This is a genomic window from Citrobacter sp. Cm046 (assembly GCF_030333065.1).
GTDB classification, from domain to species: domain Bacteria; phylum Pseudomonadota; class Gammaproteobacteria; order Enterobacterales; family Enterobacteriaceae; genus Citrobacter; species Citrobacter murliniae.
In genome coordinates, this window is record NZ_JAOWGP010000044.1 from 141,620 (window position 1) to 159,205 (window position 17,586).

Below are 17,586 nucleotides of genomic sequence, written 5' to 3' on the forward strand. Positions count from 1 at the left end.
TGCAGTTTATGAAATCAATGACTACGTTAGGGGAAAGTAATGTATCAACATCACAACTGGCATGGTGCTCTGCTGGATTACCCGGTAAGTAAAGTGGTTTGTGTAGGCAGCAATTATGCAAACCATATTAAAGAGATGGGTAGTGCAACGCCCGATGAACCGGTCCTGTTCATAAAACCTGAAACCGCACTGTGCGATCTGCGTCAGCCGCTGGTGATCCCGGCGGATATGGGATCTGTTCACCACGAAGTTGAGCTGGCGGTGCTGATTGGTTCGACTCTGCGCCAGGCGACGGAAGAGCACGTGCGCAAAGCCATCGCTGGCTATGGTGTGGCTCTGGATCTGACCCTGCGTGATATTCAGGGCAAAATGAAGAAGGCGGGTCAGCCGTGGGAGAAAGCGAAGGGATTTGATAACTCCTGTCCGTTGTCTGGCTTTATTCCTGTTTCGGAATTTAACGGCGATCCGCAAAATACGCAGCTCGGTCTGACAGTAAACGGTGAAAAACGTCAACACGGTTCCACAGCGGATATGATCCATCAAATTGTCCCGTTGATTGCCTATATGAGCCGTTTCTTCACGCTTAAAGCGGGTGATGTTGTGCTGACGGGGACGCCGGAAGGTGTTGGGCCATTGCATAGTGGTGATGAGCTGGCTATTAGTTTCCATGGTCAGACTCTCACGACCCGAGTGCTGTAATCTCTTCTTGCCGCCTTTTCGGGCGGCAAAACTTGCATCAGCGTGCCAGACTGGTTATAAGGTGCAGCTTTATTGCAATAGCGGATACCCTGATGAGCGACAAACCTTTCTGGCAAAGCAAAACCCTGGATGAAATGACCGATGCCGAGTGGGAGTCATTATGTGATGGGTGTGGTCAATGCTGTCTGCATAAGCTGATGGATGAGGACACCGACGAAATTTACTTTACCAACGTCGCCTGTCGTCAGCTCAACATTAAAACCTGCCAGTGCCGTAATTATGAACGCCGATTCGAATATGAGCCTGATTGTATTAAGTTAACGCGTGATAATCTCCCGACTTTTGAATGGCTACCGATGACCTGTGCCTATCGTCTGTTAGCGGAAGGTAAAGGGTTGCCAGACTGGCACCCGTTGCTGACCGGTTCTAAAGCGGCAATGCATGGTGAACGCATTTCGGTACGGCATATTGCAGTGAAAGAATCGGAAGTGTATGACTGGCAGGACCATATTTTGAACAAACCTTCATGGGCGGAATGAACCGCCCATTGATCAGCAGGCGTTGAAGATTAAGACTTTTTCGCCTGATACATCTCATCTCCGTGGTTGTCATCTTCAACCCAGAAATTAATATTGAATTGTGCATCGTCACTTAATTCAACACGATGCCAGTACTGCGGTGGGCTGGTTGCGAACTGACCGGCATTGATAACTACCTTCACCTCAGGTTCTGTCGCTTCTTCATTGGCGAAACCGTAATAGGTTACCGTTCCTTCCATCACGCAGAGTTGTCCAAAGACACCTGCTGCCGTGTTGTGGTGAGAAAGCAATGCTGCAGGGACATTGTCTTTAGTAAAGAAGGGGGTAGAGCGTTTAACTTTCCAGTTTGCCGGGATGCGTAAGTGGGACATAAGACATCTCCTTGGTGTGGCATTTATAAGATGTATTTAATATACATCTTATAAATGCCACCAGGCAACGACATTATGGTAAAAAAAACGCTCCCGGAGGAGCGTTCTGTTAGCGGCCGAAGAGGTCGCGTTTTTTCGGTTTAAACGGCTGAGCAATCAACACCAGCACGGCGACAATGAGATAAGCAGCAAAAATCCCCAATAGCCACTGCGGCATTTCCAGGGTTAAAAAGGACCATTGACGTTCAGCACAATCACCGGATGCGAGGAATACCTGCGGCAGCCATTTATCCAGTGGTAACCAGCTCGGGAAACGCGCGGCAAAATCACAGGTCATAAAGGGTGACGGGTGAAGCTGAATCATCGTATGTTCATACGCCAACTGCAGGCCGCGCCATGCACTGTAAATCCAGATAATGATTGCTACGTAGCGCAGCGGTGTTTTCGGCGCGATTGCCCCCACCACTCCAGCACCCATCACGCCGAATAATGCACTACGTTCATAAATACACAACACGCAAGGTTTAAGCAGCATAACGTGCTGGAACCACAGCGCGACCAGTTCCAGAGCCAAAGCGGTGAGCGCCAACAATAACCATGCCCCACGACCACGGGAACACTGGTTTAAAAATCGCAACATAATAATTTCCCTGCAACATGCGTAGAGACCGCAGTTTAAACCAATTCAATTTAAGCGCCACTAGCGGCAATTGAAATATTGTGTAATTGGATAATTATCATGCAAAAAGTCAAACCGGGCAGTGATTTGCCCGGTGAATTGCTATGAAAGTGTGGCTAACCAGCCTGTTTGTGTCATCCACTCGGTCACCGGGACGAGCGTAAACTCCACGCAGAGAAGCCCAACTAGTGTCAGGACGAGAGTATAAGGCAGAGCCATCCATACCATGCGGCCATAGGAAAGTCGAATCAACGGTGCCAGTGCGGAGGTCAGCAGGAACAGAAAAGCCGCCTGACCATTAGGCGTGGCGACGGAAGGCAGGTTGGTGCCGGTATTGATCGCTACGGCTAACAGCTCAAACTGATTAAGGCTGATTGTTCCGTGTTCCATCGCCGCTTTCGCTTCGTTGATATAAATTGTCCCAACAAAAACGTTATCGGAGATAGAAGAGAGCAGGCCGTTGAAGAGATAGAACAGGGTGAGCTGTGCGTGCTCTGATGACTGTAAAACAAACTGAATAATCGGCGCGAAGAGTTGCTGATCGATAATCACGGCAACAATAGAGAAAAATACGGTGAGCAGTGCGGTGAACGGCAGCGATTCGGTGAATGCTTTCCCAATGGCATGCTCGTCGGTTACACCGGTTAAAGAGGTTGCCAGGATGATAACAGACAGGCCAATCAACCCGACTTCTGCCAGATGCAGAGCCAGGGCGACCACCAACCAGACGCCGATAATCGCCTGAATGATCAGTTTAATTTTATCCTGGCGGGTGCGCTGCAGGCGGCTTTGATCGTCAAACTGCTGCAGGACTTCACGTACCGTCTCTGGCAGCGTTTCACCGTAGCCGAACCAGCGTAATTTCTCGACCAGTACGCAGGTTAACAGTCCACAAATCAATACCGGGACGGTTACTGGCGACATGCGCAGGAAGAAGTCACCGAAATGCCAACCCGCTGCTTTAGCGATAATCAGGTTTTGCGGTTCTCCCACCATGGTCATCACGCCACCCAGCGCTGTACCGACCCCCGCGTGCATCATCAGGCTGCGCAGAAAACCGCGGAACTGCTCAAGCACGGCTTTATTATGCTGATCGATATGGCTGTCATCGAGCATATTATTATCTTCACCACGGGAAGAGGCGATGCGATGGTAGATGCCATAAAAACCTACCGCCACGCTTATTACCACTGCAACCACAGTCAATGCATCAAGGAACGCGGAAAGGAAGGCTGCGGCAACACAAAAAGCCAGCGACAGCATCATTTTGGAACGGATGCTGAGCAGCAGTCGGGTAAAAATAAACAGCAGCAACTGCTTCATAAAGTAGATGCCTGCCACCATAAACATCAGCAGCAATATCACTTCCAGATTGGCGGCAACCTCTTCGCGAACATGTGCGGCGCTGGTCATGCCGATGATCACGGCTTCAATGGCCAACAGCCCACCCGGTAGCAGCGGATAGCATTTTAGCGCCATTGCCAGCGTAAAAATGAATTCGGCAACCAGTAACCAGCCTGCGACAAACGGGTTAATGAAAAATATGATCGGATTAACGATTAAGAAGACAAGTAATGCGAGTTTGTACCAGTCTGGTGACTGGCCCAAAAAGTTGCGCCACAACGCGCGACTCCAGGAGAGCTCCATGGCAGTTTCCCTTACCTATAAAAATGAAATCATGTTTTTATGTTTGACCGCAAAGCTTAGCGGGACGAAGGATTGCAGGCAAGCTCTTCACGTGACGCCTCGCGGCAGATGTACTTCAGCGTTATCCGGAAAATGAAGCCTTGATCCACTTTTTCTTCATGGTGTCAGCTATCAGCTATGTAACCCGTCTGGTATGATAACTGTAACTATGTTTTGCTGTGTAATGGAATTATTACTATGGTCATTAAGGCGCAAAGCCCGGCGGGGTTCGCGGAAGAGTACATCATTGAAAGTATCTGGAATAACCGCTTCCCCCCTGGCACTATTTTGCCCGCAGAACGTGAACTCTCTGAACTCATCGGAGTCACACGAACCACGTTGCGTGAAGTATTGCAACGCCTGGCGCGGGACGGCTGGTTGACCATTCAACACGGTAAACCGACGAAAGTGAATAATTTCTGGGAAACGTCCGGGCTGAACATCCTGGAAACGCTGGCGCGCCTCGATCATGAGAGCGTCCCGCAGTTGATTGATAATTTGCTGTCGGTGCGAACCAATATTTCGACGATCTTTATTCGTACTGCGTTCCGCCAGCATCCGGACAAAGCGCAGGACGTTCTGGCGACGGCGAATCAGGTTGCCGATCATGCTGACGCATTCGCCGATCTGGACTACAACATTTTCCGCGGCCTGGCATTTGCGTCAGGTAACCCGATTTATGGTCTGATCCTGAACGGAATGAAAGGGCTGTATACGCGTATTGGCCGTCATTACTTTGCCAACCCGGAAGCCCGTGGTCTGGCGCTGAATTTCTACCGTAAACTGTCAGAGCTGTGTGAGCAGGGTTCTCATGACCAGGTATATGAAACGGTGCGCCGCTATGGTCACGATAGTGGTGAAATTTGGCATCGTATGCAGAAGAATCTGCCGGGTGATTTAGCTATTCAGGGCCGCTAATCGCTAAATGCCGGATGACAGCGTCATCCGGCATTAGATTTTACAGACCGTTCATTCTTGGCGGGCAACGCTCCAGTAGTTCAACGCTCCCATCCTCATTCTGTTGTTCCAGCGTCACATCAAATCCCCACAGACGATGTACATGTTTCAGCACCTCTTTACGTCCTTTATCCAACGGCGCGCGGTTATGCGGGATATAGCGTAAGGTGAGGGAACGATCGCCGCGCAGATCAACATTCCAGATTTGAATATTTGGCTCCAGGTTGCTCAGGTTATATTGCGACGACAATCTGTTGCGGATTTCACGATAACCCTCTTCGTTGTGAATTGCTGAAATCTCCAGATAGTTATGCCTGTCATCATCCAGCACGGTGAACAGACGGAAATCACGCATCACTTTCGGTGACAGGAACTGACTGATAAAGCTCTCGTCTTTAAAATCGCGCATCGCGAAATGCAGAGTTTCCAGCCAGTCGGAACCGGCAATATCCGGGAACCAGTATTTATCCTCCTCGGTAGGCGACTGACATATACGCTTGATATCCTGGAACATCGCAAAACCGAGGGCATAGGGGTTGATTCCGCTATACCATGGGCTGTTGTACGGTGGCTGGAATACCACATTGGTATGGCTGTGAAGAAACTCCAGCATAAACCGCTCGGTGACTTTACCTTCATCATAAAGGTGGTTAAGGATGGTGTAATGCCAGAATGTCGCCCAGCCTTCGTTCATCACTTGGGTCTGTTTCTGCGGATAAAAATACTGACTCACCTTACGCACGATGCGCAGGACTTCTCGCTGCCAGGACTCCAGCAGCGGGGCGTTTTTCTCCATGAAGTACAGCAGGTTCTCCTGTGGCTCAGAGGGATAACGCCGCGCTTCAAACACGGTTTTCTCTTCCTCTTTTTTCGGCAAGGTACGCCACAGCATATTCACCTGACTTTGCAGATATTCTTCACGGCTTTTTTGCCGGGCTTTCTCTTCCTGTAATGATATTTTTTGTGGGCGTTTATAGCGATCAACGCCGTAATTCATCAGCGCGTGACAGGAGTCGAGCAGTTTTTCAACTTCATCAACCCCGTAGCGCTCTTCGCACTGGGTAATGTAGTTCCGCGCGAAAATCAGATAATCGACAATCGAGCTGGCGTCGGTCCAGCTGCGGAAAAGGTAGTTATTTTTGAAAAAGGAGTTGTGCCCGTAGCAGGCATGCGCCATCACCAGCGCCTGCATGGTAATGGTGTTCTCCTCCATCAAATAAGCGATACATGGGTTAGAGTTAATGACAATCTCATAGGCCAGTCCTTGCTGCCCATGCTTATACAAACGTTCGGTTTCAATAAACTTTTTACCAAACGACCAGTGAGGATAGTTGATCGGCATCCCGACGCTGGAGTAGGCGTCCATCATCTGCTCGGAGGTGATCACCTCGATTTGGTGCGGGTAGGTATCCAGCTTATAGAGTTTCGCCACGCGGTCTATTTCCGCCAGATAGACATCCAGCAGATCAAACGTCCAGTCGGGTCCATCGCTCAACCGTGTGGTGTCCTTGTTCATGGAATCAATCGTAGCCATTCGCGCACCCTCATTGTTGGCGGCACTCTCTGTCTGGAGTACCTCATTTCAAGCATAGAACACGGTGTTAAAAAGCGTGCTCAAGCAGAAAATTTTTCTTTGCGATATCCCATCAGCGTGGAGTCGAAAAACGCAATAATCACAAAATTTTATGCTGGATAAAAATAACGCGTAGCAGGAGATCCCAAACCAGAGAGTTCCCTGCAATCACCGCTATGTGTGAGATAGGTCACCATAAAAAAGCCATATGTTGAATAATATTTTCAACTGAGTTATCAAGATGTAATTAGAAGATTGTTCTTTTACTGTTAACGGAGTGGCTATGCGAGTTGTCATACTGGGAAGTGGTGTCGTTGGCGTGACCAGCGCCTGGTATTTAAGTCAGGCTGGACACGATGTCACCGTCATTGATCGTGAGCCCGGCCCGGCACTGGAAACCAGCGCGGCGAATGCGGGGCAAATCTCTCCAGGTTATGCAGCCCCCTGGGCGGCGCCGGGTGTACCGCTAAAAGCAATTAAGTGGATGTTTCAGCGCCATGCTCCGTTAGCCGTTCGCCTTGACGGTACGCAGTTCCAGCTGAAATGGATGTGGCAAATGCTGCGTAACTGTGACACCAGCCATTACATGGAAAACAAGGGTCGTATGGTACGCCTCGCGGAGTACAGCCGCGATTGCCTGAAGGCACTGCGCGCGACGACGGGCATTGAGTATGAAGGTCGTCAGGGTGGGACGTTACAACTTTTCCGCACCGCGCAACAGTATGAGAACGCCACGCGTGACATCGCCGTCCTGGAAGATGCTGGAGTACCTTATCAGTTGCTGGAAGCTAACCGCCTGGCGGAAGTCGAACCGGCGCTGGCTGAAGTCGCGGATAAGCTGACCGGCGGATTGCGCTTACCTAATGACGAAACCGGAGACTGCCAGTTGTTTACCCAGCGGCTGGCGCAAATGGCGGAGCTGGCGGGCGTTAAGTTTCGCTACAACACGCCGGTTGATAAGCTGCTGAGCGAAGGCGAGCAGATATACGGCGTGCAGTGCGGAGATGAAATCATCAAAGCCGATGCCTATGTGATGGCGTTTGGCTCTTACTCCACGGCAATGCTGAAAGGGATTGTTGATATCCCTGTGTATCCGCTTAAGGGCTATTCGTTGACTATCCCAATTGCCGAGGAAAATGGTGCACCGGTTTCCACTATTCTTGATGAAACCTACAAAATCGCCATTACCCGTTTTGATAACCGTATTCGCGTTGGTGGTATGGCAGAGATTGTGGGCTTCAATACGGAGTTATTACAGCCGCGTCGTGAAACGCTGGAGATGGTGGTGCGCGATCTCTTCCCGCGCGGTGGTCATGTGGAGCAGGCGACCTTCTGGACCGGACTGCGCCCGATGACGCCGGACGGTACGCCAGTCGTGGGGCGTACCCGCTTTAAGAATCTGTTGCTCAATACCGGTCACGGCACACTGGGGTGGACAATGGCCTGTGGCTCAGGCCAGCTCCTGAGCGATATTCTGTCCGGGCGCACTCCCGCGATACCGTACGACGACCTGAGCGTGGCACGTTACAGCCCTGGATTTACTCCGTCACGTCCTCGGCATTTACACGGCGCACATAACTGATAAGGACGCGAGATGACCCGCCCGATACTGGCCAGCATTGACCTGCAGGCGTTGAAACAAAATCTGGCAATTGCGCGCCAGGCTGCGCCGGACGCTCGCGTCTGGTCAGTGGTAAAAGCTAATGCGTACGGACACGGCATAGAACGTGTCTGGAATGCGCTGGGAACGACCGACGGTTTCGCCATGCTCAATCTTGAAGAGGCGATAACCTTGCGCGAGCGTGGATGGAAAGGCCCGATCCTCATGCTGGAGGGCTTTTTCCATGCGGAAGACCTGACGGTGTATGACACGTATCGTCTGACCACCTGTGTACACAGTAACTGGCAGCTTAAAGCGTTGCAGAATGCCCGCCTTAACGCGCCGCTGGATGTTTATCTGAAGGTTAACAGCGGCATGAACCGACTGGGTTTTTTACCGGAACGGATATCGACCGTCTGGCAACAGCTGCGGGCGATGCCTAACGTCGGTCAAATGACGCTGATGTCACATTTTGCTGATGCTGAACACCCGGATGGCATTCAGGAGGCGATGACGCGGATCGGGCTGGCGACGGAAGGACTGGAGTGCAAACGTTCGCTGTCTAACTCGGCAGCGACGCTGTGGCACCCGGAAGCGCATTTTGACTGGGTTCGTCCGGGTATAATTTTGTACGGCGCATCTCCGTCCGGGCAATGGCGTGATATTGCCAACACAGGTCTTAAACCCGTCATGACGTTGAGCAGCGAAATCATTGGTGTGCAGACGCTGAAAGCGGGGGACCGGGTCGGTTACGGCGGGCGTTACACTGCCAGCGGTGAGCAGCGAATAGGAATTGTGGCTACCGGCTACGCCGACGGTTATCCGCGTCATGCAGCAAGCGGTACGCCAGTGCTGGTGGACGGTGTGCGAACCAGTACGGTAGGAACGGTATCCATGGATATGCTGGCCGTTGATCTAACACCGTGTCCACAGGCAGGAATAGGTACGCCTGTAGAGCTGTGGGGGAAAGAGATCAAAATCGATGATGTGGCAGCAGCGGCAGGTACGGTGGGCTATGAGTTAATGTGTTCGCTGGCGCTGCGTGTGCCTGTTGTGACAGTGTAACTTTACACATGGCCGGATGGTATTTATGCTAATCCGGCCCACGAAAGTTACGGTCAGTTCAGTTATTCACTCTCTTCTTCGGCCACCCTCACACCGACCTTCAATACCGCATTATCCTCTTTTTCAGCAACGGTCCAGATCATGCCGGCAAACTCCACCTGGTCGCCCACAACCGGTGCTGCACCTAACAGTTGCTGGACAATTTCACCCAACGTTTGTTGTTTTTCGCGGTACTCGGTGCCATCTTCCAGCCCATAAATCAGCGCGACGTCAGCATATTTGGCACTGGCTTCGAGAATAAAATCACCAAAAAACCGTTGGTCTAATGCCACCGGAGGTGACTGGCTGAACAGCTTGCCTAATGCCGGGAGGTCGCGTTCGCGGCCAATCACGCACAAAACATCGCCCTCACGCAGACGGGTACTGCCTGACGGGTGAAACAGCACGTTGTCGCGAAACAGTGCCGCAATTCGTGTTTCCTCTGGCATATGCAGGTCACGCAATGCTGCACCAACGCACCATTTGTCTGCGCTAAGCTGATAAACGAACTGTTCCCAGGGGTTATCAGGATGAATATCCAGGCCAATACGGGATACAGGCCAGCCGACCGGGGGGACCACCACTTTGGCTTTTTTCGCGGCCCAGGAAAGTGACGTGCCCTGAAACAGTAGCGAGATCAACACCACGAAGAACGCGACGTTAAAGAACAGCCGCGCATTTTCCAGCCCGGCCATCATGGGGAATACGGCCAGAATAATCGGTACCGCGCCGCGTAAGCCAACCCAACTGATAAAAATTCTCTCGCGCAGATTGAAGCCCCGAAACGGCAACAGCCCGGCGAACACTGACAACGGGCGGGCAAAGAAAATCATCCAGGCAGATAAAATCAGCGCCGGCACTGCAATTGGCAGCAGGTCGGACGGCGTAACCAGCAGTCCCAACACCAGAAACATCGCGATTTGCGCCAGCCAGGCCAGGCCGTCAAAGTTTTGCAGAATACCAAACCGGTTGCGAATAGGGCGATTACCAAGCAAAAATCCGCACAGATAGACCGCCAGAATTCCACTTCCTTCGAGTGCGGTAGTGACGGCAAAAACGAGGATCCCACCGCTCAACGCCAGCAGCGGATAGAGTCCGGCAGGCAGCGAAATTCGGTTAATCATTTGCAACAGCAGATAACCACCGCCGAGACCGAGTGCGATACCCAGACCAAATTGCTGGATAATATGCACCGCGAACATCCAGCTTAAGCCGGTCTCATGGTTTTGGATCATTTCGATAAGTGTGATGGTCAGAAATACCGCCATCGGATCGTTGCTACCTGATTCTATTTCCAGCGTGGAACCGACACGTTCGTTAAGTCCCTTACCACCGAGCAGAGAGAAGACTGCCGCGGCATCAGTTGACCCGACAATCGCACCAATCAACAGCCCTTCGATAAGATCCAAATGAAACAGCCATGCGGCCATCATGCCGGTTAACCCGGAGGTAACCAACACCCCGATGGTTGCCAGCGATAACGCCGGACCTAGCGCAACGCGAAAGGAGCTGGCCTGGGTTCGCATCCCGCCATCGAGCAGGATTATCGCCAGCGCCAGGTTACTCACCATGTAGGCGAAAGGGTAGTTATCGAAAGGAATACCGCCAATACCGTCCACGCCCGCCAACATACCGATAGCGAGAAATATCACCAGAATAGGGATACCAAGGCGTGATGAGAATGAACTGAGTAAAATACTACAAGTGACGAGGACGGAACCTAAAATAAAAAGGCTGATAATTGCTGCGGCATCCAACGTTCGTTTACTCCTGAATTACGCTGTTTCGTATTAATAACACCCTAACATAATAACGACAGAAACAGCGTTTTACTTAGCCCTGGATGAAGCTTTTTTTACGATTTAAGCACCGGATGTCCGGTCAGTGTGAGCTGACTGCCGTTTTTATCATTTTTCAGCACTGCATTAGCGCCCAGCGGTAGCGTGACGGTACGTTGCTCATGGCCAAAATCGAGGCCGCTAATCAATGGCACAGACAGTCTGGAACGTAGAAACGTACAGGCTGCATCCAGATCGTAACCGGCGTCGTAATCATTCGGCGTACTGCCGCTAAAACTGCCCAGAATGATGGCGTTCTGGCGAGCTAAAATACCCGCGTTATACAACTGCAGGAGCATACGTTCTACGCGGAATGGGTGCTCGTTAATGTCTTCCAGCACCAAAATACCGTTATCGATAGCTGGCATCCACGGCGTACCTATCAGCGACATGAGCATCGCCAGATTTCCCCCCCACAACGTTCCTTCAGTCGCGCATTCAGGGCCATTACCCTGCCAGTCGACAGTAAATTGCGCATTGCGCAGCGCCAGCCAGAAATGCTGTTCAGTAAACGGATCCATCTCCTCGGCACCGAAGTTTGCTGCCAGCATCGGACCGCTGAAGGTGATGACATTGCCCTGCGCCAGCAGACCACACTGGATTGCCGTAAAGTCGCTGTGCCCGCAGATAAGCAACGGATCGTGTTGCTGTCTGGCGGCCAGCGCCTGCCAGTCAATATCCTCCAGCAAACGACTGGCGCCGTAGCCGCCGCGTACCGGCATCACAATGGTATTGGGCGTTTTCAGGTCAACGAGTGAATTTACATCCGCCAGTCGTTCTGCTTCGGTACCGGCAAAACGCTGGTAGCGACGGGCAATAACTGCAGAGTTTTCGACCTGATGACCAGCTTCAGTAAGACGCTGAAGCCCGCGTAACGCCGCTTGCTGGTTGAGACAGTAGCCCGAAGGGGCAATTAAGTGAAACCGGGACATGGCATTTCCTTGCTACAACTAAAACCAAATGTATATCATGCCGCGTAGGTATGTCGTTGTCACCTCAGCGACAGGTTCCGGCTATAAGGATAGATGACGTGAAATTGAGATGGTTTGCTTTTTTGGTTGTATTACTTGCGGGCTGTAGTTCAAAACAGGATTACAAAAATCCGCCATGGAATGCTGAAGTTCCGGTAAAACGCGCAATGCAATGGATGCCTATTAGTGAAAAAGCCGGCGCGGCCTGGGGGGTTAGCCCACAATTGATTACGGCTATCATCGCGATTGAATCGGGTGGTAACCCAAATGCCGTCAGCAAATCCAATGCAATTGGACTGATGCAATTAAAAGCCTCCACTTCGGGACGGGATGTATATCGTCGCATGGGATGGAGTGGAGAGCCGTCTACCAGTGAGCTGAAAAACCCTGAGCGAAATATCTCTATGGGTGCAGCATACCTGAGTATTCTGGAAAACGGGCCATTGGCTGGGATCGAAGATCCACAGGTAATGCAATATGCCCTGGTGGTGTCATATGCCAACGGTGCCGGCGCGCTTCTGCGGACATTCTCCTCCGACAGGAAAAAGGCTATCAGCAAAATCAACGATCTTAGTGCTGATGAGTTTATCGAACACGTTGCCGATAACCATCCTGCGCCGCAGGCTCCACGCTATATCTGGAAGCTTCAGCAAGCGCTGGATGCCATGTAGTTAGCGTGATGCTATTCGCGCACCTTATTAGATTTTTCCCGGGCTTCGCGCTCAAGTGAAAAAATAATCCGCTGTAATTCCCGCTCCACCGCCGGGCCAACGTTGAGAAAACGGAAGCTCAGGCGGGGAGTGGTGATGGTCTCATTTTTCCCGTCAATAACTTTGCGTTCGCTAATGGAGATGAGCTGGGCGTCAACATGATATACCCCCCATCGTTCCATATTCAGTTCAACTTGCGAGAAGCGCATCCCTTCCGTCAACCCCTCGGGTTTTGCCTCTTCTAACAATGCGCCCATCCCGCCGAGAGACAGATCGAATAAGCGGAAACGCAGAATACTGTTGTCCGGCATTTTTGCCGTGCAGTGATAGGGAGGATGCAGTGGAGCACAGATGCGAAAATACTCCCGACGCTGGATGAACCATAGCGCAGGCGGCAGTGATGAGATAAATGCCGGCAGCCGCTGATACTCGCCTTTTTTGAGCTCTGGCAGGGTGAATTCAACTTTGGCCCCCTGCGTTTCGGCGATTATCGAAATTTGATTCGCGCGTTGTACGGCGTGGTTTTCATATTCCTGACTGCCAAAATCCATGATCAGTTCGTCAGGGTTAACAGCGAGGATCTTGCTGATGAACTGACCTCCTGACCAGGAGATACGCAGTGGAACCTGGTTGATATTTAAGTCCCGGAGCACGCCTAACACCGCTAATGGATTTTGCTTCAGGAACTGCTCATTGTAGTTGCTCACACCTAATGACTCCTGGATGCCTGGTTTGTCGTTGGATTATCGGCATCACGTGACGGAACTTAATACAAATGGATGAAATTTTTTATCAAATCCACGGAATTACGTCTGAATGAAAACGCACTGCCTATACTTAACCTAGTGGCGCAGGAATGTCTTGCGCGTGCATTCACTGGAAAGAGGGCCTGAAAATGGGAATTATTGCCTGGATTATTTTTGGTCTGATTGCGGGGGTGATCGCCAAACTGATCATGCCGGGTCGTGATGGTGGTGGGTATATCCTGACCTGTATTCTCGGTATCGTCGGGGCCGTGGTTGGTGGATGGCTGGCAACAATGTTTGGTCTCGGTGGTGATATCAGTGGATTTAACCTCCACAGTTTCCTGGTGGCTGTCGTTGGTGCGATTGTCGTGCTGGGTGTTTTCCGCCTTGTGCGCAGAAATTAATTGAACGGCCCCTCGGGGCCGTTTTTCTGAAACAATAATAGCTAGAATTTATACTCAACGCCTGCCCAGTAATTGCGACCTTCTTCGATAAACCCTTCGCTATAGACATATTGCGTATCAAACAGGTTATTGACCGATGCGTTAACGCTAAAACCGTGACCGATGGCGTAGTCGGCACGTAAATGGGTGATGGCAAAACCTGCTGCTTTTTGTGAGCCATCCGTATTACTGTAGCTCGAGGAACGTGCCTCTTCGGACAGCGTGATGCTGAGCGGATCCCAGGGTTTTAGCGTCATCCAGGCTGTGAGCGTTTGCGTAGGCAGGTCGGTAATCTTGCCGATATCACTGCGTTTGGCGTCTGCATGGATGAGTCCATAGCTTAACCCGACGTCCAGCATATCAAAGACGTTACCTTTGACACCCGCATCCAGACCAGTGTAATCCACGCGACCGCTGTTCTGATTCTGGATAGTGTCTGCATCAATATTGTGCGAAAGAATCGCATCGGTAATGCGGTTGTAATACACGCTGACTTCAAATCCCCAGTCCTGTGTGAGCGAACCATTCCAGGTCAGGTCGACGCTGCGGGCACGTTCAGGTTTTAGCTGTGGATTAACAAGTGCCACCTGGTTATAAGCGGGTTTCGACGTGGTGTAACGTTCTTTGAGCGTCGGAAAGCGCGTTCTGTCAGAGTAAGAAAGCGCCAGGGTGTCAGAATTTTCAAAGTGATATTTGGTCATCACCTGCCAGTTAAATGCCGACTGATTGTTGTCATCATAATGGGTGACGCTACCGTTTTTCTCATGCTTCATCCCCTCCAGACTGTCGCGCCAGTCGTAGCTTATACCCGCGACGACATCGACACTGTCCGCTGCTGCCCACTGGTATTCACTGGCGACAGACCAGGTACGGTCTTCGTAACGATCGTAAGCAGCGTTCGGCGCGCCTTTTTCGCGGTGAACATCGTCTTTCCAGTTAACAGCAAAAGAGAGCAGATCGTTTTCACGCATATCGGCGGCGAGCTGCAGGCCAGCCCCGTCGCTATAGTCAGAATAGTGGCTGTAGCTGCCTTTCTTATTTTTTAAATCAGCAACAGAGTTGTACATCATCAGCGTATTTTCAAAGGTGTCGCGATAAAGTCGACTTTTCAGGGTAAAGCGATCGCCCAGATGTGTCGTGCCCTGGTAGTAATAACTCTCTTTATCATATTGTGGCCACTGCCAGTAGCGTGATTTCTGGCTGCTGGTACCGGCGTAGGGAGGGTTATCTTTTTCGCCGTCCTGATTGATGTAGGTGAGGACATATTCATCATTGTCACGCGGGGTGAAACCCAGTTTAACGATCCCGCGTTTATCATCAGCGGATGAGTTAATCATTTTACCATTGCGACCCGCCACCGGGTTATCCGTACCATGCGGCAGGCCGAGAAAATCTTGCTTCAGCTGGCTCCCGCTAAGCTGGATATATCCCAAGTCGTTACTGGCACCAAATGAGGCGTGCATATCGTGGGCATTGTCTTTACTGCGACTCCAGCCCTGACGATATCCGATACTGCCCTCAACGGGTTTCGTCGGTTTTTTAGTGGTGATGTTGATAGCGCCACCCATCTGGTTTGGTCCCTGAAGCAAGGATGAGTAACCTTTAGAGACTTCAACCGTGGCGATATCAGAGGTGAGAAAACGTCCTAAATCCAGGTTGCCATCATAGGGGATATAAACAGGAACACCGTCGAAAAATACCGGCACCTGACGGCTATCAAAGCCGCGTACTTTCACCTGCTGTTCGTTACGGTTGCCTGATTTTTGTAGCACTACACCGGGGATAACACTCAACGCCTGGGCAACGTTTTGCTTGTCCAGATCCTGCATTGTTTCCTGTCCAAGTACCGTCGTGCTGGCCGCAGAGGCTGGACTTGACCAGACAGTCATCGTTTCGCTTTCTGGCCCGGCGAAAGCACTCTGTGCAAAAACAAACGACAGCGCTGTGTAAAGAAAACTCTTGTTGAAATTCATTATTTTTAGTCCATTTATGAATGTTAAATACCGCGAGCTTCCGGACTCAGGGTGACTTTGATATCCGCTGGTGGCGCGTAGTAAGGTGCGGAAGTGATAAAGAGTCTGATGCCGCAATCGAGGTAACTCGCCAGGGTGGCGAGAGTAATGCCGCCAGTCAGCGCCAGCGTGCAATGGGGGGCCAGAGAAGGGGCTATGCGTGCAATCTCAGCGGCCTGTTCAGGGCTAAACTTGTCGAGCTGCAGAACATCGGGCGCGGCGCGTAGCGCGTCCAGCGCCTCTGTGGGATTGTCCGCTTCGACCACAATCTTTTTTTCCGGCGCATGACGTCGCAACTGTGCGATAGCGTCAGCCCAGTTGTTTTCGTTAGCAAGAAAACGGCGATGATTAGCAAAAAGCAGTACGGATTCGGAACATCCGCCTCGGTGGATAATCCCTCCCGCCGCGAGAATCGCTTGTGTGGCCAGCATTCGGGTGCCAGGAATCGCTTTTCGGGTACAGGCTATCTGGGCGTCAGGGTAGCGGCTACGAACAATGGTCAACATATTGTCGAGATAGTCTGAAACGCCGCAACTCCATTCCAGAACATTTTGTACGGCTTTCCAGCCCTGATGTAGCGCGGCCGCATTCCCGTGTGCGCGAATAACTAACTGACCGGCGGTCGCCCGTTCACCCTCCGCCAGTTGTTCAGTGACGGTCAGTCCCAGTGAATGAAGCATTTGTCTGGCGATGGTAATGCCGCTGACGCACCCGCCCTGGCGATGACAGAATTCCATGACTCCCGGTTGCGCACCGATACCCAGTGCCCGGGTAGTCAGGTCGCCCCCCTGAATATCTTCCAGTAACAAGGCGTCGGTCTGCGCCTGAGAAAAGTAAATCATCGCAGCGCCTCCGGGGCGACGCTGTCCCACCAGATCAGCGCCCAGTCGCGACTGGCGGGAGCAATGGCGCGGGGATCCTGTTGCTGATACCAGGTATCCAGACGATCAACCTCATCTTCACTGAGATCGCCCATACTCCAGCGCACATTTTCCAGAAAGCGGGACCAGGTGCTGTTGTCCTGCTGACAGTTCGGCCCCCGGATAAAATCAACGTGGGCGTGGATGCCCATCTGGTATAAAACGTTTAACGCGTAGATATAGTTAGGAAGCTCAATCACCTCGCGGCCCAGTGCGCGCTGAATGGTGGGAGAAACAAACGAAGAACTCACGAGATGGGTGGTGTAAACCCGCAGCCGCGCCTGATTGTTCAGTTTTGTCATCGCCTGGCGCATATCGGCGACCAGCGTGGAGCGGGACGCTACGGCGATATCGCATGGGGGCAAATCGTCCCAGTGTTCCTCCCAGGAACGTTGCACCCAGTGGACATGGCTGCCTCCCATCTGCCCGGCGCGACGGGCGGCCACGCTCAGCATTCCCTGGCTATAATCCACGCCGTATATTGTCGGGATCTTTTTTGCCAATGCCAGTGAGACCGTACCAGGACCGCAGCCCATATCGAACAGTGATCCAACACCTTCAAGATTAATTTTTCCCAGCAGCTGTTGCAGATAGCTGTCGGTTAATGAGGCGCAATTCTCTGCCATTTTTTCCGCACGTTTATCCCAGTGCTCCGGCTTTTTCTCGGTTCGGTTCGCCAGAAGTAACTGTTTACGGTAAAGGTCAGCAAAATCAATGTCGTCAATGAGCATCGTGATT

General features: G+C 51.6%; 17 protein-coding genes. 7 read left to right on the forward strand and 10 right to left on the reverse strand.

The genetic code is table 11. The features are described from left to right. The first annotated feature begins 39 nt into the window (after positions 1 to 39). Both OGX98_RS18620 and ycgN read left to right on the forward strand, forming a co-directional pair. Positions 40 to 699, forward strand: a complete 660-nt coding sequence (locus OGX98_RS18620; protein ID WP_048221320.1) for a fumarylacetoacetate hydrolase family protein — start codon at positions 40 to 42, stop codon at positions 697 to 699. Between the two features lie 92 nt (positions 700 to 791). Further along, positions 792 to 1,238, forward strand: a complete 447-nt coding sequence (gene ycgN / locus OGX98_RS18625) for a cysteine cluster protein YcgN (protein ID WP_045443879.1) — start codon at positions 792 to 794, stop codon at positions 1,236 to 1,238. A 29-nt stretch (positions 1,239 to 1,267) separates the two neighbouring features. Here ycgN and OGX98_RS18630 read toward each other — a convergent pair whose 3' ends face one another. From OGX98_RS18630 to nhaB, 3 genes are all read right to left on the reverse strand, one after another. Next, positions 1,268 to 1,609, reverse strand: a complete 342-nt coding sequence (locus OGX98_RS18630) for a TehB family protein (RefSeq protein WP_045443877.1) — start codon at positions 1,607 to 1,609, stop codon at positions 1,268 to 1,270. Between the two features lie 109 nt (positions 1,610 to 1,718). Continuing rightward, entirely contained in the window at positions 1,719 to 2,249 is a 531-nt protein-coding gene (gene dsbB / locus OGX98_RS18635) for a disulfide bond formation protein DsbB (RefSeq protein ID WP_045443875.1), read from the reverse strand. Between the two features lie 141 nt (positions 2,250 to 2,390). Further along, positions 2,391 to 3,935 (reverse strand): Na(+)/H(+) antiporter NhaB, encoded by a 1,545-nt coding sequence (gene nhaB, locus OGX98_RS18640; RefSeq protein ID WP_225761008.1) that lies wholly within the window; start codon positions 3,933 to 3,935, stop codon positions 2,391 to 2,393. 237 nt (positions 3,936 to 4,172) lie between these two features. Between nhaB and fadR the strand changes: the two genes are divergently transcribed. Then, positions 4,173 to 4,892, forward strand: coding sequence for a fatty acid metabolism transcriptional regulator FadR (gene fadR / locus OGX98_RS18645; RefSeq protein WP_045443868.1), 720 nt, complete (start codon positions 4,173 to 4,175; stop codon positions 4,890 to 4,892). Between the two features lie 40 nt (positions 4,893 to 4,932). Here the strand turns inward: fadR and OGX98_RS18650 are convergent, their stop codons facing one another. After that, complete coding sequence (locus OGX98_RS18650) at positions 4,933 to 6,465, reverse strand: SpoVR family protein (protein ID WP_045443867.1); 1,533 nt, start codon at positions 6,463 to 6,465, stop codon at positions 4,933 to 4,935. 322 nt (positions 6,466 to 6,787) lie between these two features. Between OGX98_RS18650 and OGX98_RS18655 the strand changes: the two genes are divergently transcribed. Continuing rightward, the gene (locus OGX98_RS18655) at positions 6,788 to 8,086 is read left to right on the forward strand and encodes a D-amino acid dehydrogenase (protein ID WP_284096686.1); all 1,299 of its coding nucleotides are present in this window, start codon (positions 6,788 to 6,790) and stop codon (positions 8,084 to 8,086) included. A 12-nt stretch (positions 8,087 to 8,098) separates the two neighbouring features. Further along, entirely contained in the window at positions 8,099 to 9,169 is a 1,071-nt protein-coding gene (gene dadX, locus OGX98_RS18660; RefSeq protein WP_048221324.1) for a catabolic alanine racemase DadX, read from the forward strand. Positions 9,170 to 9,231: 62 nt separating this feature from the next. Here dadX and OGX98_RS18665 read toward each other — a convergent pair whose 3' ends face one another. Continuing rightward, complete coding sequence (locus OGX98_RS18665) at positions 9,232 to 10,965, reverse strand: potassium/proton antiporter (RefSeq protein ID WP_045443861.1); 1,734 nt, start codon at positions 10,963 to 10,965, stop codon at positions 9,232 to 9,234. A 98-nt stretch (positions 10,966 to 11,063) separates the two neighbouring features. Next, entirely contained in the window at positions 11,064 to 11,978 is a 915-nt protein-coding gene (gene ldcA, locus OGX98_RS18670) for a muramoyltetrapeptide carboxypeptidase (RefSeq protein ID WP_048221325.1), read from the reverse strand. 98 nt (positions 11,979 to 12,076) lie between these two features. On the opposite strand from ldcA, the gene emtA reads away from it, so the two are divergent. Then, positions 12,077 to 12,688, forward strand: coding sequence for a membrane-bound lytic murein transglycosylase EmtA (emtA, locus tag OGX98_RS18675; RefSeq protein ID WP_048221326.1), 612 nt, complete (start codon positions 12,077 to 12,079; stop codon positions 12,686 to 12,688). 11 nt (positions 12,689 to 12,699) lie between these two features. Here emtA and ycgR read toward each other — a convergent pair whose 3' ends face one another. Further along, positions 12,700 to 13,434 carry a flagellar brake protein YcgR gene (ycgR, locus tag OGX98_RS18680; protein ID WP_045443852.1) on the reverse strand — a complete coding sequence of 245 codons (735 nt, stop codon included), beginning with the start codon at positions 13,432 to 13,434 and terminating at the stop codon, positions 12,700 to 12,702. Between the two features lie 188 nt (positions 13,435 to 13,622). Here ycgR and OGX98_RS18685 point away from each other — a divergent pair, with 188 nt between their 5' ends. Next, positions 13,623 to 13,877, forward strand: coding sequence for a GlsB/YeaQ/YmgE family stress response membrane protein (locus OGX98_RS18685; protein WP_045449665.1), 255 nt, complete (start codon positions 13,623 to 13,625; stop codon positions 13,875 to 13,877). Positions 13,878 to 13,918: 41 nt separating this feature from the next. Here OGX98_RS18685 and OGX98_RS18690 read toward each other — a convergent pair whose 3' ends face one another. The 3 genes from OGX98_RS18690 to OGX98_RS18700 are packed head-to-tail and all read right to left on the reverse strand — an operon-like array spanning position 13,919 to position 17,579. Continuing rightward, on the reverse strand, positions 13,919 to 15,889 hold the full coding sequence (locus tag OGX98_RS18690; RefSeq protein WP_286492636.1) for a TonB-dependent receptor plug domain-containing protein: 1,971 nt from the start codon (positions 15,887 to 15,889) through the stop codon (positions 13,919 to 13,921). Between the two features lie 23 nt (positions 15,890 to 15,912). After that, the gene (gene modD, locus OGX98_RS18695) at positions 15,913 to 16,770 is read right to left on the reverse strand and encodes a ModD protein (protein ID WP_286595733.1); all 858 of its coding nucleotides are present in this window, start codon (positions 16,768 to 16,770) and stop codon (positions 15,913 to 15,915) included. Beyond that, positions 16,767 to 17,579, reverse strand: coding sequence for a class I SAM-dependent methyltransferase (locus OGX98_RS18700; protein ID WP_225761005.1), 813 nt, complete (start codon positions 17,577 to 17,579; stop codon positions 16,767 to 16,769). Before OGX98_RS18700 ends, modD begins: the two co-directional genes overlap by 4 nt. Positions 17,580 to 17,586 lie beyond the last annotated feature (7 nt).

Bases quoted from the DNA above. Each gene is read 5' to 3' on its own strand.
- nhaB (WP_225761008.1), bottom strand. From the start codon at position 3,935: ATGGAGCTCTCCTGGAGTCGCGCGTTGTGGCGCAACTTTTTGGGCCAG.
- OGX98_RS18690 (WP_286492636.1), bottom strand. From the start codon at position 15,889: ATGAATTTCAACAAGAGTTTTCTTTACACAGCGCTGTCGTTTGTTTTT.
- dadX (WP_048221324.1), top strand. From the start codon at position 8,099: ATGACCCGCCCGATACTGGCCAGCATTGACCTGCAGGCGTTGAAACAA.
- OGX98_RS18700 (WP_225761005.1), bottom strand. From the start codon at position 17,579: ATGCTCATTGACGACATTGATTTTGCTGACCTTTACCGTAAACAGTTA.
- fadR (WP_045443868.1), top strand. From the start codon at position 4,173: ATGGTCATTAAGGCGCAAAGCCCGGCGGGGTTCGCGGAAGAGTACATC.
- OGX98_RS18650 (WP_045443867.1), bottom strand. From the start codon at position 6,465: ATGGCTACGATTGATTCCATGAACAAGGACACCACACGGTTGAGCGAT.
- dsbB (WP_045443875.1), bottom strand. From the start codon at position 2,249: ATGTTGCGATTTTTAAACCAGTGTTCCCGTGGTCGTGGGGCATGGTTA.
- OGX98_RS18620 (WP_048221320.1), top strand. From the start codon at position 40: ATGTATCAACATCACAACTGGCATGGTGCTCTGCTGGATTACCCGGTA.
- ldcA (WP_048221325.1), bottom strand. From the start codon at position 11,978: ATGTCCCGGTTTCACTTAATTGCCCCTTCGGGCTACTGTCTCAACCAG.
- OGX98_RS18685 (WP_045449665.1), top strand. From the start codon at position 13,623: ATGGGAATTATTGCCTGGATTATTTTTGGTCTGATTGCGGGGGTGATC.
- OGX98_RS18630 (WP_045443877.1), bottom strand. From the start codon at position 1,609: ATGTCCCACTTACGCATCCCGGCAAACTGGAAAGTTAAACGCTCTACC.
- modD (WP_286595733.1), bottom strand. From the start codon at position 16,770: ATGATTTACTTTTCTCAGGCGCAGACCGACGCCTTGTTACTGGAAGAT.
- ycgN (WP_045443879.1), top strand. From the start codon at position 792: ATGAGCGACAAACCTTTCTGGCAAAGCAAAACCCTGGATGAAATGACC.
- OGX98_RS18655 (WP_284096686.1), top strand. From the start codon at position 6,788: ATGCGAGTTGTCATACTGGGAAGTGGTGTCGTTGGCGTGACCAGCGCC.